Source organism: Sphingomonas hominis (genome assembly GCF_013328205.1).
Classification (GTDB): Bacteria; Pseudomonadota; Alphaproteobacteria; order Sphingomonadales; family Sphingomonadaceae; genus Sphingomonas; species Sphingomonas hominis.
The window spans coordinates 62,351-81,631 of sequence record NZ_JABULH010000001.1; the positions used below are offsets into that span (position 1 = coordinate 62,351).

A 19,281-nucleotide genomic window follows, 5' to 3' on the forward strand; every position below is an offset into this window, starting at 1 on the left:
AAGGTTAGCGGCAGTAACGCGGGTTGTTCGACTTCTCGATCGCGTTACCGGCAACCGCGCCGCCGACGCCGCCGAGCACCGTGCCGAGCGTCCGGTCGCCGCGGCTGTCGATCGTGCGGCCGAGCAGGCCCCCCGCGATCGCGCCGACGATGGTGCCGGTCGTGCCACCCGAGCAGCGACGGTTGTAATTGTAGCGGCGGCGATCGTCGCGACGATCATAGTCGCGGTAGCCGTCACGGTAGTGGCGCTCGTACCGGCTGCCGTAGCGTTGTGCATCCGCGGCCACAGGGGCGAGCGCGGCGGTGCCCATCGCGAGGGCGGAAACGGCCAGGGTCAGGTTCTTGAACACGGTACGGTCTCCCGTTCTTCTGTGATTGTGCCGGCGGGATCGTCCCGTCGTTGAGATGCTTATGGGCGATTTGCATTGAGCCGTGCCTGAATGCGCTCGTTATCGTTCGTTCATGCTGGTCGGCGGGGCGGCGCGGGTATCGACGCGCCCGACACACCTCTAAGACGGCTGGGTGAAATGGCCCTTGTCGATCCTGCTGATCCTTGTCCTCGTACCCGACTGGACCGGGATCGATCGCCTGCCGCTCTTGTCACCCGATACGACCGTCCACGCCGCCGCCTACGTGCCGAAAGGCGGCTGGCCGCGGCGCATCGGTGCGCTGACCCCGATCGGTGCGATGCGGTTGCGTGCCGCCGATCCCGCGTTCGGCGGCTTTTCCGCCTTATCGGTACGTGGCGGAGCGGCGACGTTGTTGAGCGACGGCGGCAATTACGTGCGCCTCGCCATTCGCGGCAACCGGCTGACCACGCTTGCCGCTGGATCGCTGCCGCAGGGGCCGGGTACGGGGTGGGCGAAGGAGAGCCGCGATACCGAGTCGCTGGCGGTCGATCCGCGCAGCGGGCATGCCTGGGTCGGGTATGAGCGCGCCAATGCGATCTGGCGCTATTCGGCGGATCTGCGACGCGCCGAGGGGCACGTTGCGCCGGCGGCGATGCGACGCTGGCCGATGAACGGCGGTGCCGAGTCGCTGGCAAGATTGAACGACGGCCGCTTCGTCGTAATCGCGGAGCAGGCGCGCGCCGGGTCGGCGCGTCAGGCATTGATCTTCAGCGGCGATCCGACCGCGAGTGCCACGAAGGTCGCGCGCTTCCGCTACCAACCGCCGCGCGGATTCAGCCCGAGCGACGCGGCAGTGTTGCCGAACGGCGACCTGCTGGTGCTCAATCGCCGTTTCAGTAAGTTCCGTTTCTACGCCGCATTGGTTCGTGTGCCGGCAAGCAGCTTGCGCGCGGATGCCACGGTGGGCGGAACGGTGATTGCCGCGTGGGGACCGCCGCTGGTCGGCGAGAATTGCGAGGGGCTGGCGGTCACGCAGGAGAAAGGCGCGACGATGGTCTGGATCGTGACCGACAACGATCTCGCCTGGTACCGCCCGACGCTGCTGGTCAAGTTCCGGTTGAACTGACACCCAACGCGAAGCGGCCCGCCACCTCAGAGAATGGCAGGCCGTTCAACGCGCAAACGTGTCGAGCGTCAGGCGGCGGCAGGTTCCGCAGCGCGCTTCTTGACGACTTCGCGCTTGAGGCGACGTGCCTTCAGCGACAGCTTCTCGTCGTTGGTCTTGACCAGCCAGTTGTCGAGCCCGCCGTTGTGCTCAACCGAGCGCAAGCCGTTGGTCGACACGCGCAGCCGCACCGAGCGGTCGAGCGAATCGGACAAGAGGGTGACGTTCTGCAGGTTGGGCAGGAACGTGCGCTTGGTCTTGTTGTTGGCGTGGGAAACGTTGTTACCCACCTGCCGGCCCTTGCCGGTCAGCTCGCAGATGCGCGACATGGTTGTGATCCTGAAATACGGTTGCCCGGAAAGCCGGTGCCGATAGTGGTGAACGGCGAGCACGTCAAGTCGCCAGCCTCGCTTGGTCGCTGCAACAAGCCGCCGCCTGCGGCGTTGGTTGCGCAGCCGAAATGGGGAGAATGTAGTGATGCGCGCTTTTCTGGTGATGCTGGGCATCGTGGCGCTGCTGGTGCTGGCCGCATTGCTGACCGGTTTCCTCCGCTTCGATCAAACGCAGACCGCGCAACTGCCGCGGCTGGAAGGCGGGCAGGCGCCGAAGTTCAACGCCGATGTCGCCGACATCTCGGTCGGCACCGAGAATAAGACAGTCGCGGTGCCGCAGGTGCGCGTGCAGAAGCCGGGTGAGCCCGCCGCGCAGTAGTCGCTGCGCCATTTGCGCACCTAGCGATTGCGGCTAGGCCGCGCGGATGTTTCCGCTGCCTCAACCGATGCGCATCGCGTTGGACGCCGCACGCGATGCGGCGCTGGCGGGCGAGGTGCCGGTCGGCGCGGTGGTGGTGCGCGCCGGCGCGGTGATCGCAGTGGCAGCGAATGCGCCGCGCGCGCTGCGCGATCCGACGGCGCATGCCGAGATACTGGCGATCCGCGCGGCGGCGCAGGTATTGCAGGCCGATCGGCTGGGTAATTGCGACTTGTGGGTGACGCTGGAGCCGTGCGCGATGTGCGCGGGTGCGATCGCGCATGCGCGGCTTGCGCGGCTGTTCTACGGCGCAGCCGACGCCAAGGGTGGCGCGGTCGAGCACGGTGTGCGTTTCTTCGGGCAGCCGACGTGCCATCACCGGCCGGAGGTGTTCGGCGGCATCGGCGAGCGCGAGGCGTCGGCGCTGCTGCGCGACTTCTTCGCCGCGCGGCGGTGACAGAAGGCGGCGCCACAATGCGAGTCGTTCAGCCGGTAATCTGGCGCTGTCTGGTGGTGGTTGCTTGATATCTCGAGCGGGCCGCTGGCGCCGAGCGGAAGATCACACGAAGGTCACACCAATGACGAGGGTGGAGAGCGGGGCAGTTCGGCAGTTGCGTTAGCCTTCAAGCCGGGCGAGCAGGCGTCCGAGAGCGGAAGGTCACGCGAAGGTCACACCAACGAACAGGCGGTTCAGGGTTGTCGAGCGGCACGTCATGCGGGTTGGTCGTCCCGGCTTCGGCTTCGCGCTCGGCGGGTAGGAGCATTCACGTTGGCCGAGATGCGAAAGGTCACGCTGGTGCATTTTTCCGGCTCCTTTGGTGCGCATCCTTTCGTTGCCTCGGACTTGATCCCGGGTCACACGTCGTGGGCAAAGTAGGAGAAGGCAGCGGAATCCCGGATCAAGTCCGGAATGACGGCGAGTGGGGTTGGTTGGAACTGCTGTGAGGTTGCCCTTGGCGCGCAGTGGCGGAGCGGCGCGTGATGGCGGTTGGTCTTCACGTTTTGGGTGTCCGGCGTCTCGCGGCTAAGCAATCTGCGGTCGGTCCGAGATGCGGAAGGTCACGCTAAGGTCACACCAACGAGCGCGGTTGCGTGTGTTGGCAGAGCGCCGTGCATTGGGGTTGATTGCCTTACCGCCTGCGTCGTGTTGGTGGGGGCGGAGCGATTTGCGACCGGGCTGATGATTGCAAACTCACGGTGGAGCGCCTCGCGATCATCTTCGTCGCCCCGGACTTGATCCGGGGTCCCGCTTTTTGAGCGAGGTAGGAGAAGGCAGCGGGATCCCGGATCAAGTCCGGGATGACAGTTAGGCGAAGTCGGTGATGACCATTCTGATGTGCGCTGATGCGGGAGGCTCTGTTCCGCGCAATGTCGCACTCTCCCTCGGGGTGCGATGGAGTGTTGCAGGTTGGCGGCGGGTGTGCGGGGTGAATGGTCGCAGGAGCCGCGACGTGCGCGCAACGAACGGTGCAGGCCAGCGGACGTGATGCAGGCTCGCAAATGAGAAGGAGCGGCGTGGCTGGTGCCATGCCGCTCCGTTATGCCTGATGGCCGCTGTAGGACAGCGCTGCGTCAGCGCGGGGGCAGGTCGTTCTGCGAGATGGGGACGACCTTGATCTCGACGCGGCGGTTGGCGGCGCGGCCTTGCTCGGTTTCGTTCGACTCGATCGGCTGCGTCTCGCCGTAGCCCTTGGTGGCGATGCGCGCGGCCTGAACGCCGTGGCCCGACAGGTAATCGGCGACGGACACCGCGCGGCGCTCCGACAAATCCTGGTTGTAGGCGTCGCTGCCGGTCGAATCGGTGTGGCCGTAGACGTCGATATAGGTCTGCGGATAGTCGGCGAGCACCGAGGCGACCTTGTCGAGCGTCGAGCGGAACTGCGGCTGCACGTTGGCCGAATTGTACGCGAAGTTGATGCCCGAGGGGATGTTGAGCAGCAGGTCGTCGCCCTGGCGCACGACCTCGACGTCGGTGCCCGCGGTGCGCGCGCGCATCTCGCGCTCCTGCTTGTCCATGTACGCGCCGATGCCGGCGCCCGCGATGCCGCCGATACCTGCGCCCAAGATTTTCTCGGTCCGGTCGCGACGTCCGCCGACCAGGTCGCCGAGCAGGTAACCGCCGAGCGCGCCGCCGATGCCGCCGATCGCGGTCTTGCTGATGCGGCGCTCGCCGGTTTCCGGATCGGTGGTGCAGGCGGCGGTGGTGACGAGCGACAGCGTCGCCGCGGCGGCGAGGAACTTGGACGGCAGCTTCATTCTTCTCCCTTTCACACAAACCATTCGCCCGAAACGGGACGATGCCGGTGATTGTTCCGGTTGTGCACTGATACCGCCGGGCTGAACGCCGGCTGACGAAACGGGCAGGCGCGGGCCGTCGATCGCGCGGCCAAGAGAAAGCGGATTGTTCGCGACGCCGTTTGCCCCCAATGGTGCCGCAGCCATGTTACCGCCGTTCCCCTGGTTCGACGTCCTGATCATTCTCGCGCTGGTCGCGCTGAATGGCGTCTTCGCGATGAGCGAGCTCGCGATCGTGTCCGCGCGCAAGGCGCGGCTGGAAGCGATGGCGCGCAGCGGCCGGCGCGGCGCGGCGGCGGCGATCAAGCTGGCGTCCGATCCCGGCAAGTTCCTGTCCACGGTGCAGATCGGCATCACGCTGATCGGCATCCTGGCGGGTGCCTATTCGGGCGCGAGCCTGGGCACGCCGACCGCGGCGCGGCTGGAGCTGCTGGGCCTGTCGCATCACACCGCCGAGACGGTCGGCTTCGCGCTGGTGATCGGGCTGACCACCTATGCGTCGCTGATCATCGGCGAATTGGTGCCCAAGCAATTCGCACTGCGCGCGCCCGAGGCGATCGCAAGCGTCGTCGCGCTGCCGATGACCTATATCGCGGTCGCGACCAAGCCGCTCGGCTGGGTGCTCGACCAGAGCAGCGCGCTGATCTTCAAGCTGTTGCGGCTGAACCGCGAGAACGAGGATCAGGTGACGGCCGAGGAGCTGCACATGATGGTCGCCGAGGCGAGCAAGTCGGGCGTGATCGAGGAGCATGAACGCTCGATCATCTCGGGCGTGGTGCGGCTCGCCGACCGGCCGGTGCGCGAGGTGATGACGCCGCGCACCGAGGTCGACTGGATCGACGCCAAGCTGGACGATGCGGCGATCCGCGCGCGATTGCTCGAATCGTCGCACAGCCGGTTGCCGGTGGGTGAAGGCTCGATCGACGCGGTGATCGGCGTGGTGCAGGCGCGCGACGTCGCGGCGGCGCTGTTCCGCGGTGAGACGCTCGACCTGGCGACGCTGGTGCGCAAGGCGCCGGTGGTGGTGGATCAGATCGACGCGATGGACGCGCTCGACGCGCTGCGCCGGGCCGACGTACCGATGGCGCTGATCCATGACGAATACGGTCACTTCGAGGGGATCGTGACGCCGACCGACCTGCTGGCGGCGATCGCGGGCGAGTTCGCGTCGGATGCCGACCCGGACGAGGCACCCAATGTGGTCGAGCGCGACGACGGATCGCTGCTGGTCGCGGGCACGATGGCGGCGGATGCACTGGCCGAGCGGTTGGGGATCGAGCTGCCCGACGACCGCGATTATGCCACGGTCGCAGGCCTCGCGCTCGCTGCATTCCGCAAGCTGCCGGGCGAGGGCGAGCATTTCGAGGAACAGGGCTGGCGCTTCGAGGTCGTCGACCTCGATGGCCGGCGCATCGACAAATTGCTGGTAAGCGAGGCCTGAGGCTGCGCTGCCCGAGATTGAAGGAATGCCCATGAAAACCCGTGCAGCCGTCGCGTTCGAGGCGAAGAAGCCGCTGGAGATCGTCGAGCTCGACCTCGAAGGGCCGAAGGCCGGCGAGGTGCTGGTCGAGATCATGGCGACGGGCATCTGCCACACCGACGCTTACACGCTCGACGGGCTGGACAGCGAGGGGCTGTTCCCGAGCGTGCTGGGGCATGAGGGTGCCGGCATCGTGCGCGAGGTTGGCGCGGGGGTGACTAGCGTCGCGGTCGGCGACCACGTGATCCCGCTCTACACGCCCGAATGCCGCCAGTGTAAGTCGTGCCTATCGGGCAAGACCAACCTGTGCACCGCGATCCGTGCGACGCAAGGGAAAGGCTTGATGCCCGACGGGACGACGCGGTTCAGCTACAAGGGGCAGCCGATCTTCCATTACATGGGCTGCTCGACCTTCTCGAACTTCACCGTGCTGCCCGAGATCGCGGTTGCCAAGATCCGCCCCGACGCGCCGTTCGACACCAGCTGCTACGTCGGGTGCGGGGTGACCACGGGCGTCGGCGCGGTGGTCAACACCGCCAAGGTGCAGCCGGGCGAGAATATCGTCGTGTTCGGGCTGGGCGGAATCGGGCTGAACGTCATCCAGGGTGCGAAACTGGCGGGTGCGTCGCGGATCATCGGCGTCGACATCAACCCCGACCGCGAGGAATGGGGTCGCCGGTTCGGCATGACGCACTTCCTCAATTCCCGCGGCCTGTCGCGCGAGGATACGATCGCCAAGCTCCTGGAGCTGACCGATGGCGGCGCGGACTACACCTTTGACGCGACCGGCAACACCGAGGTGATGCGCACCGCGCTGGAGGCGTGCCACCGCGGCTGGGGCACGTCGATCATCATCGGCGTGGCGGAAGCGGGCAAGGAGATCAGCACGCGCCCGTTCCAGCTCGTCACCGGACGCAACTGGCGTGGCACCGCGTTCGGCGGCGCGCGCGGGCGCACAGACACGCCGAAGATCGTCGACTGGTACATGAACGGGTTGATCGAGATCGACCCGATGATCACGCACCGGCTGACGCTGGACGAGATCAACAAGGGCTTCGACCTGATGCACGCGGGCGAATCGATCCGCAGCGTGGTGATCTACTAACGCCGCCGATCCGAGCGGTTATATAAGGGAGAGTGACGATGTTCAGCCACATGATGGTCGGGTCGAACGACCTGGATCGCGCCAAGAAGTTCTACGATCACCTGTTCGCGTCGATCGGCGGCAAGCCCGGGTTCCAGGACCCGAAGGGCCGGCTGATCTACAGCCACAACGGCAGCCTGTTCCTGGTGACCAAGCCGATCGACGGCGAGGCGGCGACGCACGGCAACGGCAGCACGATCGGCTTCGCGGTCAACGGTCCCGAACAGGCCGATGCGTGGCACAAGGCGGGTGTCGAGGCGGGCGGCACCGCGATCGAGGACGCGCCGGGCGTGCGCAGCGGCAGTGGCATGAGCCTGTACCTCGCCTATTTGCGCGATCCCGACGGCAACAAGCTGTGCGCGCTGCACCGGATGCCGGCGGCCCAGACGCCCGCCGCGGCGTGAGCGAGGGCGCGGCAGCCGTGGCGGGGCTGGAGACGGTCTCGACCGCCAAGTCGCACGGCGGGGTGCAGGGCGTGTACCGCCACGCCTCCGCCGCGACGGGCACGGACATGACCTTCTCGGTCTTCGTGCCCGAGCACGCGGCCGGCGAGCGGCTGCCGGTGCTCTGGTATCTGTCGGGGCTGACCTGCACCCACGCTAACGTCACCGACAAGGGCGAGTTTCGCGCTGCCTGCGCCGAGCACCGCGTGATCTTCGTCGCGCCCGACACCAGCCCGCGCGGGGACGGCGTGCCCGACGAGGACAGGTGGGATTTCGCGCAGAGCGCGGGCTTCTACGTTGATGCGACCGAGGCGCCGTGGTCCGCCAACTACCGCATGTGGAGCTACGTGACCGAGGAGCTGCCCGCGCTTGTTGCGTCGGCGTTTCCGGTCGACATGGCGCGGCAGGGGATCACCGGTCACTCGATGGGCGGGCACGGCGCGCTGACGGTCGGGCTGACCCATCCCGATCGCTTCCGCTCGGTCTCCGCCTTCGCACCGATCGTCGCGCCGACACAGGTGCCGTGGGGCAGGGCGCTCGACCGCTACCTGGGCGACGATGTTGCGGCGAAGCGGCGGCACGACGCGGTGGCGCTGATTGAGGACGGCGCGCGGGTGCGCGAGTTGCTGGTCGATCAGGGTGAGGCGGACAATTTCCTGGTCGAGCAATTGCGCCCCGAACTGCTGGCGCGCGCGTGCGCCGACGCAGGCATCGCGCTCGAGCTCAGGATGCAGCAAGGGTACGATCACAGCTATCTGTTCGTGTCGACCTTCATGGCCGATCATGTCGCCTGGCACGCGGCACGGCTGGGGTAGCGGTCGGCATCGGCTGAGGCGCCGACGAGGATCGCGGCCGTGTTCGCGCGGCAACGGTGGTGGCCGAACCATGCGTCGGTGTGCCTGCGTGACTTGACGTAACGGCGGCGCGCGGGCCAGAGGCGCGCATGGACGGCACCCCCCACCCCGACACCCACAATTTCAAGCGCCGCGGCGTGCTGTTCGTGCTGTCCTCGCCGTCGGGCGCGGGCAAGTCGACGATCGCGCGCAAATTGCTGGCGAGCGAGCCCGAATTGTCGCTGTCGGTGTCGGCGACGACGCGCGCGATCCGGCCGGGTGAAGAGGATGGGCGCGACTATCACTTCGTCTCGCTCGATCGTTTCCGCGAGATGGTGAGCGCGCACGAGTTCCTCGAATGGGCGCACGTGTTCGACCAGCGTTACGGCACACCGCGCGCGCCGGTCGAGGAAATGCTGGCCGCGGGCAAGGACGTGCTGTTCGACATCGATTGGCAGGGCGCGCAGCAATTGCACCAGATCGCGGGCGGCGACGTGGTGCGCGTGTTCATCCTGCCGCCGTCGATGGAAGAGCTGCACAAGCGGCTGCTCAACCGCAACACCGATGCAATCGAGGTGATCGACCGCCGCATGGCGCGCGCGTCGAACGAGGTCAGCCACTGGGACGGTTACGATTACGTGCTGGTGAACGACGACGTCGAGCAATGCTACGCGCACGTCCGCACGATCCTGGCGGCGGAGCGGTTGAAGCGATCGCGTCAGACCGGGTTGATCGGCTTCATCCGGAAGCTTCGCACGCCGGCCTGAGGGGCCGGTCACTCCGGACCGGTCCGGGACGACGATCTACAGCAACGACAGGAAGCGCACTGCGGCGTCGAAGTCGCGGCGGTGATAGGCGCGGGTCTGCGTCGCCAGGCTGTCCTCGCCCCATTGCTCGGCCTGCCAATCCTCGTCGACATGCGCGGCGTTCCACAGGGTGTCGGCGTCGACCGCACCCTCCGCGAGCGCGAGCGCGCCGACCAAGGTACCGGTGATCGTCACCAACGGCGACATCGGCGCGAGCGCGAAGGCAGGCTGCGCGGCGACCGCGTCGGACAAGCGCTGCAGGGTGGCGGTGGGTTGCGGGTGGTGGACGATGCCGGCGACCGGCTCGAAATGCACGTCGTAGCGTTTCCGTGCCCAGTCGAGCAGCGGGTCCCACAGCGCCGCCTGGCGCGCGGCGAGTTCGGGCGGTTGATCGGCGCGGTAGTAGAGCAGGTCGCTGTCGGCGTAAGCGGCGAGCCCGTGCGCGAAGGCGGCAGGGTCGGGGGCGACGCGATCGATCGCGGCGTTGGCGAGGCCGGTCAGCGGCATCGCGCGTGGATCGATCGTCTCGGCAACCGCGCGCCACTCCTCGGCGACCGCCTCCGCGAGTGCGGGCGTCGGCAGCGCGAGCGGCACGCGACCGGGGGTGCGCACCGGGCGGTCGTCGAGCCTGACGACGCGCTCGCCGTCGATCGCGACATCGCTCCAGAAGCGCTTCATCGCGGGCTCCGCCAGCGCGCGGCGAGCGCGCGCGGCACCGCGGCCAGCATCCACAGCGCCGAGATCACGATCGCGATGCCGAGCAGCTTGGGCGCGGTCGTCTCCGCACGGCCGACCAGGACGACGCCGAGCACCGCGCCGAAACTGCCGATGACGCGCACCGCCGACAGCGCGGCCCAGCGTGGTAGTGCGGGATCGCTCACGCCGCCGCCTCCCATACCATTGCCGCGGGAAGATCGCCGTAGCGGTGGATCACCGCGTGCGCGCCGGCATCGTGCAACAGCGCCGCGTCGTGATAGCCCCAGGTGACGCCCACCGCGCGGACGCCCGCCGCGCGCGCCATCGCCATGTCGTAGCTCGTGTCGCCGATCATGACCGCCAGATGGGGATCGGCATCCGCCTGTTCCAGCGCGGCGTGGATCATCGACGGGTGCGGCTTGGACGGGTGGCGGTCGGCGGTCTGGAGCGTGACGAAGCGGTGGGCAAGGCCGTGATGCGCGAGCACGTGCGCCAGCCCGCGATCGGACTTGCCCGTCGCCACGCCGAACATCCAGCCATCGTCGGCCAGCACATCGAGCGCATCGACCAGCCCGTCGTAGAGCGGCTCCGCCTCCAGCGCACCCTCGGCACGCATCCGCTGAAACGCGGCCTTGTAGTCGGCGGCAACCGCTGTGTGGAACGCGGGCTCGGCGTGGGGCGCGAGTGCGGCCACCGCCTCAACCAGGCTCAGGCCGACGATGCCGCGGATCGCCGCGCGTGACGGCGGATCGACGCGGACCCCGGCGAAGGCCGCCTCCATCGCGCGGCAGATGTTGGCGTGGCTGTCGACGAGGGTGCCGTCGCAGTCGAAGATCGCGAGGCGGACGGGCGGGGTGGGCATGCGCCGCGCCCTAGCAGCAACGATGCGTGCTGGCCACGCTAGTGGACTGCGCGAACCGGTCCAGCGAGCCGACCCCGTGTGGGGCGTCCACAACAGCGCTGGGACGCCAACGATCCGCTGCGATCGGCGAAGCGTGCCGGCCGCGCGACCAAGCAAGTGAGGCGGGATGGCTGCGTTAACATGGATATGGTTTACCACGCTTGGCCGCGTCGGGCGGCGGAATAGCGGATGAGTTCGGATGTTTGGTGCGGTTGCCTTCACCTACGGCTTGCTGATGACCTTCGTCATGTCGGGCGTGTCGCGCAACGCGCGGCTGTGTCGCCCCAATCCGATGATGCTGAGCGCGATCGGTTACCTGCTGGTGGGGCTTACCGGCGGCGCGTCGCTGGTGCTGTTCGGCTATGCCGGGTGGACGTATCTGGGCGGCGCGGTCTGAGGGTGGCGGGCGACAGGTCAGAAGTCCGGGGCGACGGGAAGAGATAGGTCAGAGCTCGGCGCGCACCGCCGCTGCGAGGTCATCGCGGCCTGAAGCGTTCAGCGCTTCCGCCACGCCGGCGCGGTCGACGGCGGGTTTGTTCTGCGACAATTTGGCGGTGCCGCGCCACGCCTCGACGCGGATGACGTAACCCTCGATCGCCGCGAGCATCCGCTCGTAGGCAGCGGCGGGCACCTTGTCGCGCGTCCACGCCGGCTTGGGCGCGAGCCGCGCCTCGTGCTCGTCGCCGAGCGCGTCGATCTGTGCGATCAGCGCGTTGCGCGACAATCGTTCGAGCCGGCCCTCCGCCTCGACCGCGACGTAGTTCCACGTCGGCACCTGTTCGGCGGTGTCGTACCAGTCGGGGCTGATGTAGCCGTTGACCGGACTGAACGAGGCGATCGCGCGCGCACCCGCCGGCAGCGACGCGACGCGGTTGCGCGCCGAGCAGTGGAAGCGCAGGTCGCCCGCGTCATCGAGCGTACACGGCGCGTGGATCACCCCTGCGCCGTTCGTGCCGTGGACGAAGATGTGCGCGAACGCTGCGTCCCGCGCCACCGCGCGGCACGCCGCGTCATCGAGGCGAAAGGCAGGATCGGGATGCACCGACGGGCGCTCGCCGCGTCAGTCGTCGCGTGAGCCGCGTCCGCGCCGCTCGCCGCGTCGTGCCTTGCGAACCCCCTTGGCATGCGCGCGCGCCTTCGCCTTCTGCTCCTCGCGCGTGGGTGGCACGAAATCGTTGATCGGCATCGAATTGCCGAGCATCTCCTCGAACCCCAGGCTCGCCAGGCTCTCGGCGAAATGCTGCGGCAGCTCCGCGGTCACGTCGATCTCGCCGCCATCGGGATGGTCGACGCGGATGCGGCGCGCGTGGAGGTGCATCTTGCGGCTGATCCCGCCGGTCAGGAAGGCGGCTGGGCCGCCGTACTTGCCGTCGCCGACGATCGGGTGGCCGATCGCCGCCATGTGGACGCGCAACTGGTGCGTGCGCCCGGTCAGGGGTTGCAGCTCGACCCAGCAGGTGCGGTTGCCCGCGCGCTCGATCACGCGGTAGCGGCTGCGCGCGGCCTGACCCTCCGCCTCGTCGACGTGCATCTTCTCGCCGCCGGTGCCGGGCTGCTTGGCGATCGGCAGCTCGATCATGCCGTCGTCGATCGAGGGAACGCCGACGACCAGCGCCCAATAGACCTTCTTGGCGGTGCGGCCGGAGAAGGTCTTGGCGAAGAAGGCCGCCGCGCGCGAGGTGCGGGCGACCAGCAGCGCGCCCGACGTATCCTTGTCGAGCCGGTGGACCAGCTTGGGCCGGCCGTCGGCGTCGTCCTGCAACGCGTCGAGCAGGCCGTCGACATGCGCGGTGGTCTTGGTGCCGCCCTGTGTTGCGAGGCCCGGCGGCTTGTTGAGCACCAGCGCCTGCGCGTCGCGGTGGATCACCATTTCCTGTGCGAACGCCTGCTCGTCGGGGGTGAGCGGCGTGCGCTCGCGCTGCGGACGCGCGGTGGTGCGCACCGCCTCTACCGGCGGGATGCGCAGCGTCTGCCCGGCCTGGACGCGGTCGCCCGGTCCGACGCGCGCGCCGTCGAGCCGCAATTGCCCGGTGCGCGCCCATTTGGCGACCGTGGTGAAGCTGGTCGCGTCCAGATGCCGCTTGAACCAGCGGTCGACGCGGATGCCGTCGTCGTCGGGCGCGATGACGAACTGGCGGACGTTCTCGACGACCTTGTTCATGCCGCCACCCGCACGATTGAGAGGCCGGCGAACAATGCCGCGATCGAGCCGATTACCGACACCGCGACGTAACCGAATGCGGGCAACAGCGCGCCGCGCTCGATCATCGACACCGTGTCGAGCGAGAAGGAGGAAAAGGTCGTGAAGCCGCCGAGCACGCCGACCGCGACGAACAATCGCCAGCCCTCCGGCGCGGCGACGCGCGCCAGCACGCCGGTTAGCAACCCCATCAGCAATCCGCCGAGCAGATTGACGGTCATCGTGCCCCACGGCCAGTCGGGGCCGAGCAGCGAAAGCATGGAACGTCCGGTCAGGTAACGCCCGGCCGAGCCGAGCGCGCCGCCTGCCATGACGAGGAAAAGCGCATTCATCACCGCGCCCTATCGCGAAATGCCCGCGAAAGGAATGCGTGGCGGGTGAGCTGCACTCGTCCCGTCATTACGGGTTTGACCCGGGATCCCGCTTCTTCTCGCGGGACGGAAAGAAGCGGGGCCCTGGATCAAGTCCGGGGTGACGAGTTAGGGTCGCTATTGATTAGTCTGGCGGACGCAGGCCGATCAGCCGCCGTCCGCCATCAGGTCGACGTCGGTGCCGCCATCGGCTCGCGCCCGCATCGTTGCCATGAAGGTGCCGCCGCCGCGTCGATTGCCCGCCAGCACGTGCTCGGTGCCCGCAGCATGGTGTTCCGCGGTGTAGCCCGCGTCCGACGCCTTGGTGTAATAATAGTCGAGCAGGCGCTGCATCGGCGCTGCGCTGGCGAAGCTGACGACGCGGAGTGCGCAACCCGCGCCGTCCGCTCCCGCCGCCTCGGCAACGCGTGCGTCGGGGTAGAGCGGCACCCCGCGCGGCAGGCGGTTGGCCCAACCCGCGGAATAGTCGACGTTGGCGGCGCATTGACCCGCGCGACCACCCTGCGCCGCGGCGAGCGCGCCGAGGGTGAGCGCCTGGCGCGCGATCGCGCATTGGCGACAATTGCCGGTCGCGGCAGGGGCGCTGCGCAGCGTCTCACCCGACGTAGCGGAGAGCGCGGCGGGCTGCGCGTGGGCCGCCGCGGCGATGTCGCTCGGCGGCACGGCACCGCTCTGCGGTTGCGTGGGTGGGCGGACCACATCGGCATTGGCCTGTTGCACCAACGCGGGGTCGACCATGATCTGGTCGCGCAGCGCGGCGGTGAGCGCCGGATCGGCGGCGGGTGAGGAGGCCGCGGTGCTGACGACCGGCGTGGCGGTCGCAGGTATCGTGTCGTCCGGCGAAGCGTCGCCGCAACCGGCGAGTGCGAGTGCGATCAGCGAGGAAAACAGAAGCCGCGTCATCACATCCACCGGGTCACGAACGAGGCGCGCATCATGCCGTGCGGGCAGTTAAGGAAGCGTGTGACAAAATGTGTGTCACTCTTGCAAGACACCTGCTCACCGACCACATCGATGTCATGTTCAACATCCTCTCGATCCTGATCGGCCTCGTCGCATTGGTGTTCGGCATCGTGCCGTTCCTGCCGTTCTTCGCCTGGGGTTACTGGTTCGTGATCCCGATCGCGATCGTCGGCGCGGCGTTCGGTGCGCTGTCGTCGTCCAACGCAGGCCGCAACCTCAATCTGGTCCTGATCGTGATCTTTTCGTTGCGGCTGATGCTCGGCGGCGGCGTGATCTGATACGCGAAAGGGCCCGGCATGATGCCGAGCCCTTCTTGTGTCCGCTTGGGCGATCAGCGGCAGCGCACGTTGCCGCGATCGACCGACTGACCGAGCAGCGCGCCACCGCCCGCACCGATCAGCGTGCCGAGCAAGCGCGAACCACCGCCCGCGATCACGTTGCCCAGCGCGCCGCCGGCCAAGCCGCCGACGACCAAGCCCGTGGTGCCATCGTTGCGGCGGCAGTAATAACGGTTGTCGCTTCCGCGATAGATGCGGTCGTTGCGACCGAGCGAGCGCGTCTGATAATAGCGCCCGTCGCGGTAGTAGCGATCGGCGTAATAGCCGCGCTGCCCCGGCTCGAAGCGGTTATAGTCGTAGCGGTTGTTCTGCCGCCAGTCGCGCACGTCGCCGCGATAGTCACGGCGCGCATCGCGCACGTTGTCGCGATATTCGCGCCGGGCGTTGCGCACGTCGCGGCGGCTGTCGGCATCGCGCAGGTCCTCGCGATATTCACGGCGCGCGTCACGCACGTCGCGGTTATACTCGCGCCCGGCCTGGTAGGGCGACTGCGCGAGCGCGGGTACCGACCCGAGCGTGGTGGCGGCGATGGCCGCGGCAAGAACGATACGCATCGAACAACTCCATCCTTGTTACGACCATGAGAACCGCCACGCACTGCTTGGGTTGCGTGAACGGAAAACTACAGCGCGTTCACCCAGTCTTCAGCGTGTGGGTCAGCGACACTTCCGCATTCAACAACTTCGACACGGGGCAGTTCGCCTTTGCCTCTTCGGCGATTTTCGCAAACTCGTCGGCGTCGATGCCCGATACGGTCGCAGTCAGGTCGAGCGCCGACTTGGTGATCTTGAACCCGTCGCCGTCCTTGTCGAGCGACACCTTGGCGGTCGTCTCGAGCACGCCGTCCTCGTGCCCGGCCTGCGCCAGGGCGAAGCTCAGCGCCATGGTGAAGCAGCTCGCGTGCGCGGCGGCGATCAACTCCTCGGGATTGGTGCCGGGCTCGTTCTCGAACCGGGTGTTGAAGCCGTACGCATTGTCGGACAACACGCCCGACTGCGTTGAGACATGGCCCTTACCCGACTTGCCGAGGCCGTCGTAGCGCGCCGATGCTGAGCGAATGGTCATGATGATTCCTTGATCCAGATAAAGAAAACGGGTGCGGTCCGCCTGAGAGAACCGCACCCGTCGCATTCGGTTGCACGCTTATCGGATCAACCGACCGATCAGCGGCAGCGGCGATCCCCGCTGCGCTCGATCTCGCGACCAGCCAGCGCGCCGCCCGCGCCGCCGAGCAGCGTGCCAAGCGTGCGGTCCCCGCGCGTGTCGATCGTGCGACCGACCAGCGCGCCCGCGACGCCGCCGACGACGAGGCCGGTGGTGCCGTTCGGCTTGCGGCAGCGCAGGCGGCCGTCGTTGCCGCGCCACTCGCGGTACGACCGCTTGCGCGCGTCGGCATCGTGCGTGGTGGCGATCAGCGTCGGCAGGACCATCGTGGTGGCGCCGAGCGCGAGCATGAAGTTACGCATCTACATTCTCCCGGTTTCATTGAATTGCGATCAAGAAACGAGATGCAGATGGCACGGGTTGCATGAACCTGAAACAACGTCGCGTTCATGATTCGAGGGCGCACGAAGGCGTTCACATCGCGATCAATAGCGCTAGGCTGTTGCGATGACCGACATACGCAACATCGTGGTGCTGACCGGCGCAGGCATCTCGGCCGAGAGCGGGATCGCGACCTTTCGCGGACCCGGCGGATTGTGGGAAGGGCACCGGGTCGAGGACGTGTGCACGCCCGAGGCGCTAGCGCGCGATGCCGCCCTGGTGCACCGCTTCTATGACGAGCGGCGCGCCGCACTGGCGCGGGTCGAGCCCAATGCCGCGCACCGCGCGCTGGCACGGCTTGACGCGGATTGGGATGGCGAGCTGCTGATCGTGACGCAGAACGTCGACGACCTGCACGAGCGTGCGGGGGCGCGCCGGATGCTCCACATGCACGGCGAGCTGCGGTCGGCGCTCTGCACCGCGTGCGGCGAGCGGCGCGCGTGGGCGGGCGCGCTACCGCCGGGCACGACATGCGAGGCGTGCGGCGCGGCGACGCTCAGGCCCGACATCGTGTTCTTCGGCGAGATGCCGTACGAGATGGGGCGGATCGAGCGCGCGCTCGCGCAGGCCGACCTGTTCGTCTCGATCGGCACCTCGGGTGCGGTCTATCCGGCGGCGGGGTTCGTGCAATTGGCGGTGCATTACGGCGCGCGCACGCTGGAGCTCAATCTGGAGCGATCGGCGGGTAGCGACTGGTTCGAGGAAACGCGGCTGGGGCCGGCGGGGGTGCTGGTGCCGGCTTGGGTCGACGAGTTGCTTGGGTACGGCTGAGCTTTGCCGCCGGTCGCGCCGGCGTTCTGCTGCGTTCGGCCGTCGTTAGGAGAAGGAGCGGGATCCCGGCTCGAGGCCGGGATGACGGGGACGCGAATTTGAAGTCAGTCGACCCAGTCGAGACCCAGGTCGCGGTAGACGCTGCGGTCCTCGTCCCAGTCGGGCTTGACCTTGACGTGAAGGTAGAGGTGCACCGGGCGGTCGAGCAGCACCGCCAGTTCGGCCCGCGCGCGCGCGCCAATCTCGCGGATGCGCGCGCCGCCTTTGCCGAGCACGATCGCGCGCTGCGTCACGCGCTCGACCAGGATCTGCTGGTGGATCTCGGCCGATCCGTCTTCGCGTTCCTCGAACTTCTCGGTCTCGACCACGCTGGCATAGGGCAGTTCGGCGTGAAGCTGGAGGTAGAGCTGCTCGCGCGTCACCTCGGCGGCGAGTGCGCGCTCGCTGGCGTCCGATACCTGATCTTCCGGATAGTGCCACGGCCCCGCGGGCATGGCCGCGGCGAGCGCGTTCTTGAACTCCGGCACCCCGTCGCCGGTCTGCGCGGAGATGAAGAAGGTTTCGGCGAACGGCAGCAGCGCGTTCAACCGCTCGGCGTGAAGCAGCAGCTTGGGCTTGTCGGCGAGGTCGACCTTGTTGAGTACGAGGTAGATCGGTTCGCTCCGCCCTTTCAGCGCTTCGGCGATCTCGGTCACCTTGGGGCCGAGCCCGCCCTTAGCGTCGACCACCAGCGCGATCACGTCCGCGCCTTCGGCACCGCCCCAGGCGGCAGCCACCATCGCGCGGTCGAAGCGGCGCTTGGGCTCGAAGATGCCGGGCGTGTCGACCAGCAGCAACTGCGTCTCGTCACGGATCGCAACGCCCATCAGCTTGGTGCGCGTCGTCTGCGCCTTGGGGCTGACGATCGCGACCTTCTGCCCGACGAGCGCGTTGACCAGCGTCGACTTGCCCGCATTGGGTGCGCCGACCACCGCGACGAGGCCGCAGCGCTGCTTGCCCGCGCTCACTTCCGAAATGTCGTTCATTCCCCGGCGATGGCATTCTTCAGGCGCGAGAAGAAGCCCTGCGATTGCGGACATTCCTCCCCCGTCTCGGTTTCGCGGAACAGTTCAAGCAACTCGCGCTGTCGGGTGGACAGCTTGGTCGGGGTCTCGACGTCGATCTGGATCACCAGATCGCCGTGGCCGCGGCCCTGGAGCACCGGCATTCCGGCGCCGCGCTGGCGCAGTTGCTTGCCCGACTGGATGCCCGCCGGAATGCGGATCTCGTGCGCGCGGCCGTCGAGGCCGGGGATCGACATCGTGCCGCCGAGCGACGCGGTGGTGAAGCTGATCGGCGCGCGCGCGAACAGCGTCGTGCCCTCGCGCTCAAACAGATTGTGCCGTTTGACGTGCAGGAAGATGTAGAGGTCGCCCGGCGGCGCGCCGCGCGCACCCGCTTCGCCCTCACCGGTCAGGCGCACGCGCGTGCCCTCGTCGACGCCGGGCGGCACGTTGACGCTCAACGTCTTGGTCTGCTCGACGCGACCCTCGCCGCGGCAATCGCTGCACGGCGTGTCGATCACCTCGCCCGAGCCGTGGCAGGCGGGGCAGGCGCGCTCGACCACGAAGAAGCCCTGCTGCGCGCGAACCTTGCCGTGGCCGGCGCAGGTTTTGCAACTGTGCGCGTGGGTGCCGGGCTTCGCGCCCGAGCCGTGGCACGTGTCGCACGCGACCGAAATGTCGACGGTGATGTCGCTCTGCTTGCCATGGAACGCTTCCTCCAGCGTGATCTCCATGTCGTAGCGCAGGTCCGCGCCGCGGCGCTGCTGCGCGCGTCCACCCTGCTGGCGACCGCCCATGAACTCGCCGAACACGCTCTCGAAGATGTCGGAGAAGCCGCCGAAGTCCTGCGCGCCACCGCCGCCACCGCCGTTCTGGAACGCGGCGTGGCCGAACCGATCATAGGCCGCGCGCTTCTGCGGATCCTTGAGGCAGTCATAGGCTTCGCTGACGGCCTTGAACTTGGCCTCGGAATCCTTGCAGCCGGCATTCTTGTCGGGATGGTACTTCATCGCGAGCTTGCGGTACGACGACTTGATCGTGCCTGCGTCCGCGGTGCGCTCGCATTCGAGCAGTTCGTAATAATCGATCGTGGTGCTCATGCCGGCCTCTTATGGCCCTCTCGCTTTGGAGAGGAGGAGGGAGGGGGGCGCTCTGCGAGACACCGACCCCTCACCCCGGCCCTCTCCC

At 68.0% G+C, this 19,281-nt stretch carries 26 protein-coding genes; 11 read left to right on the plus strand and 15 right to left on the minus strand.

Going from position 1 to position 19,281, the window contains the following annotated elements; all coding sequences use genetic code 11:
• Positions 1-4 precede the first annotated feature (4 nt).
• On the minus strand, positions 5-349 hold the full coding sequence (locus tag HRV97_RS00295) for a glycine zipper 2TM domain-containing protein (RefSeq protein WP_174191716.1): 345 nt from the start codon (positions 347-349) through the stop codon (positions 5-7).
• A 172-nt stretch (positions 350-521) separates the two neighbouring features.
• On the opposite strand from HRV97_RS00295, the gene HRV97_RS00300 reads away from it, so the two are divergent.
• The gene (locus tag HRV97_RS00300; RefSeq protein WP_174191717.1) at positions 522-1,475 is read left to right on the plus strand and encodes an esterase-like activity of phytase family protein; all 954 of its coding nucleotides are present in this window, start codon (positions 522-524) and stop codon (positions 1,473-1,475) included.
• A 68-nt stretch (positions 1,476-1,543) separates the two neighbouring features.
• On the opposite strand, the gene rpmB is transcribed toward HRV97_RS00300, so the two are convergent.
• The gene (gene rpmB, locus HRV97_RS00305) at positions 1,544-1,843 is read right to left on the minus strand and encodes a 50S ribosomal protein L28 (RefSeq protein WP_174192551.1); all 300 of its coding nucleotides are present in this window, start codon (positions 1,841-1,843) and stop codon (positions 1,544-1,546) included.
• 148 nt (positions 1,844-1,991) lie between these two features.
• Between rpmB and HRV97_RS00310 the strand changes: the two genes are divergently transcribed.
• Positions 1,992-2,225: a hypothetical protein gene (locus tag HRV97_RS00310; protein WP_174191718.1), complete on the plus strand. Its 234-nt coding sequence runs from the start codon at positions 1,992-1,994 to the stop codon at positions 2,223-2,225.
• Between the two features lie 67 nt (positions 2,226-2,292).
• Complete coding sequence (locus HRV97_RS00315) at positions 2,293-2,721, plus strand: nucleoside deaminase (protein WP_174191719.1); 429 nt, start codon at positions 2,293-2,295, stop codon at positions 2,719-2,721.
• 1,115 nt (positions 2,722-3,836) lie between these two features.
• Here HRV97_RS00315 and HRV97_RS00320 read toward each other — a convergent pair.
• A complete protein-coding gene (locus HRV97_RS00320) occupies positions 3,837-4,520 on the minus strand; it encodes a YiaD family glycine zipper/OmpA-like lipoprotein (RefSeq protein WP_174191720.1) in 684 nt (227 codons plus the stop codon).
• 184 nt (positions 4,521-4,704) lie between these two features.
• Here HRV97_RS00320 and HRV97_RS00325 point away from each other — a divergent pair, with 184 nt between their 5' ends.
• The 5 genes from HRV97_RS00325 to gmk all read left to right on the plus strand — a co-directional run bounded on the left by HRV97_RS00325 (position 4,705) and on the right by gmk (position 9,226).
• On the plus strand, positions 4,705-6,000 hold the full coding sequence (locus HRV97_RS00325; RefSeq protein WP_174191721.1) for a hemolysin family protein: 1,296 nt from the start codon (positions 4,705-4,707) through the stop codon (positions 5,998-6,000).
• 31 nt (positions 6,001-6,031) lie between these two features.
• A complete protein-coding gene (locus HRV97_RS00330; protein ID WP_174191722.1) occupies positions 6,032-7,144 on the plus strand; it encodes an S-(hydroxymethyl)glutathione dehydrogenase/class III alcohol dehydrogenase in 1,113 nt (370 codons plus the stop codon).
• A 38-nt stretch (positions 7,145-7,182) separates the two neighbouring features.
• The gene (locus tag HRV97_RS00335; protein ID WP_174191723.1) at positions 7,183-7,587 is read left to right on the plus strand and encodes a VOC family protein; all 405 of its coding nucleotides are present in this window, start codon (positions 7,183-7,185) and stop codon (positions 7,585-7,587) included.
• A gap of 17 nt (positions 7,588-7,604) precedes the next feature.
• Positions 7,605-8,441 carry an S-formylglutathione hydrolase gene (gene fghA / locus HRV97_RS00340; protein ID WP_343044433.1) on the plus strand — a complete coding sequence of 279 codons (837 nt, stop codon included), beginning with the start codon at positions 7,605-7,607 and terminating at the stop codon, positions 8,439-8,441.
• Positions 8,442-8,569: 128 nt separating this feature from the next.
• Positions 8,570-9,226, plus strand: a complete 657-nt coding sequence (gmk, locus tag HRV97_RS00345; protein ID WP_174191724.1) for a guanylate kinase — start codon at positions 8,570-8,572, stop codon at positions 9,224-9,226.
• Between the two features lie 36 nt (positions 9,227-9,262).
• On the opposite strand, the gene HRV97_RS00350 is transcribed toward gmk, so the two are convergent.
• From HRV97_RS00350 to HRV97_RS00360, 3 genes are read right to left on the minus strand one after another with little or no spacing between them, the layout of a single operon-like run.
• The gene (locus HRV97_RS00350; RefSeq protein ID WP_174191725.1) at positions 9,263-9,943 is read right to left on the minus strand and encodes an ATP12 family chaperone protein; all 681 of its coding nucleotides are present in this window, start codon (positions 9,941-9,943) and stop codon (positions 9,263-9,265) included.
• Positions 9,940-10,146 (minus strand): hypothetical protein, encoded by a 207-nt coding sequence (locus tag HRV97_RS00355; protein ID WP_174191726.1) that lies wholly within the window; start codon positions 10,144-10,146, stop codon positions 9,940-9,942. The genes HRV97_RS00350 and HRV97_RS00355 overlap by 4 nt, the downstream gene beginning before the upstream one ends.
• A complete protein-coding gene (locus tag HRV97_RS00360) occupies positions 10,143-10,823 on the minus strand; it encodes an HAD-IA family hydrolase (protein ID WP_174191727.1) in 681 nt (226 codons plus the stop codon). Before HRV97_RS00360 ends, HRV97_RS00355 begins: the two co-directional genes overlap by 4 nt.
• A gap of 238 nt (positions 10,824-11,061) precedes the next feature.
• Between HRV97_RS00360 and HRV97_RS00365 the strand changes: the two genes are divergently transcribed.
• Positions 11,062-11,259 carry a hypothetical protein gene (locus HRV97_RS00365; protein WP_174191728.1) on the plus strand — a complete coding sequence of 66 codons (198 nt, stop codon included), beginning with the start codon at positions 11,062-11,064 and terminating at the stop codon, positions 11,257-11,259.
• Between the two features lie 48 nt (positions 11,260-11,307).
• Here the strand turns inward: HRV97_RS00365 and HRV97_RS00370 are convergent, their stop codons facing one another.
• The 4 genes from HRV97_RS00370 to HRV97_RS00385 all read right to left on the minus strand — a co-directional run bounded on the left by HRV97_RS00370 (position 11,308) and on the right by HRV97_RS00385 (position 14,336).
• The gene (locus HRV97_RS00370) at positions 11,308-11,904 is read right to left on the minus strand and encodes an FMN-binding negative transcriptional regulator (RefSeq protein ID WP_174191729.1); all 597 of its coding nucleotides are present in this window, start codon (positions 11,902-11,904) and stop codon (positions 11,308-11,310) included.
• Between the two features lie 18 nt (positions 11,905-11,922).
• Positions 11,923-13,023, minus strand: coding sequence for an RluA family pseudouridine synthase (locus HRV97_RS00375; protein WP_174191730.1), 1,101 nt, complete (start codon positions 13,021-13,023; stop codon positions 11,923-11,925).
• The gene (crcB, locus tag HRV97_RS00380; RefSeq protein WP_174191731.1) at positions 13,020-13,394 is read right to left on the minus strand and encodes a fluoride efflux transporter CrcB; all 375 of its coding nucleotides are present in this window, start codon (positions 13,392-13,394) and stop codon (positions 13,020-13,022) included. Before crcB ends, HRV97_RS00375 begins: the two co-directional genes overlap by 4 nt.
• Before the next feature lie 186 nt (positions 13,395-13,580).
• Positions 13,581-14,336 (minus strand): hypothetical protein, encoded by a 756-nt coding sequence (locus tag HRV97_RS00385; protein ID WP_174191732.1) that lies wholly within the window; start codon positions 14,334-14,336, stop codon positions 13,581-13,583.
• A gap of 116 nt (positions 14,337-14,452) precedes the next feature.
• Here HRV97_RS00385 and HRV97_RS00390 point away from each other — a divergent pair, with 116 nt between their 5' ends.
• Complete coding sequence (locus HRV97_RS00390; RefSeq protein WP_174191733.1) at positions 14,453-14,674, plus strand: hypothetical protein; 222 nt, start codon at positions 14,453-14,455, stop codon at positions 14,672-14,674.
• A gap of 53 nt (positions 14,675-14,727) precedes the next feature.
• On the opposite strand, the gene HRV97_RS00395 is transcribed toward HRV97_RS00390, so the two are convergent.
• From HRV97_RS00395 to HRV97_RS00405, 3 genes are all read right to left on the minus strand, one after another.
• Complete coding sequence (locus HRV97_RS00395) at positions 14,728-15,288, minus strand: glycine zipper 2TM domain-containing protein (RefSeq protein ID WP_174191734.1); 561 nt, start codon at positions 15,286-15,288, stop codon at positions 14,728-14,730.
• A 79-nt stretch (positions 15,289-15,367) separates the two neighbouring features.
• The gene (locus HRV97_RS00400; protein WP_174191735.1) at positions 15,368-15,799 is read right to left on the minus strand and encodes an OsmC family protein; all 432 of its coding nucleotides are present in this window, start codon (positions 15,797-15,799) and stop codon (positions 15,368-15,370) included.
• Positions 15,800-15,897: 98 nt separating this feature from the next.
• The gene (locus tag HRV97_RS00405; protein ID WP_174191736.1) at positions 15,898-16,200 is read right to left on the minus strand and encodes a glycine zipper 2TM domain-containing protein; all 303 of its coding nucleotides are present in this window, start codon (positions 16,198-16,200) and stop codon (positions 15,898-15,900) included.
• A gap of 145 nt (positions 16,201-16,345) precedes the next feature.
• Here HRV97_RS00405 and HRV97_RS00410 point away from each other — a divergent pair, with 145 nt between their 5' ends.
• On the plus strand, positions 16,346-17,050 hold the full coding sequence (locus HRV97_RS00410; RefSeq protein ID WP_174191737.1) for an NAD-dependent deacylase: 705 nt from the start codon (positions 16,346-16,348) through the stop codon (positions 17,048-17,050).
• Between the two features lie 104 nt (positions 17,051-17,154).
• Here HRV97_RS00410 and era read toward each other — a convergent pair whose 3' ends face one another.
• The gene (era, locus tag HRV97_RS00415; protein WP_174191738.1) at positions 17,155-18,075 is read right to left on the minus strand and encodes a GTPase Era; all 921 of its coding nucleotides are present in this window, start codon (positions 18,073-18,075) and stop codon (positions 17,155-17,157) included.
• Entirely contained in the window at positions 18,072-19,193 is a 1,122-nt protein-coding gene (gene dnaJ, locus HRV97_RS00420; RefSeq protein WP_174191739.1) for a molecular chaperone DnaJ, read from the minus strand. Before dnaJ ends, era begins: the two co-directional genes overlap by 4 nt.
• Positions 19,194-19,281: the final 88 nt, after the last annotated feature.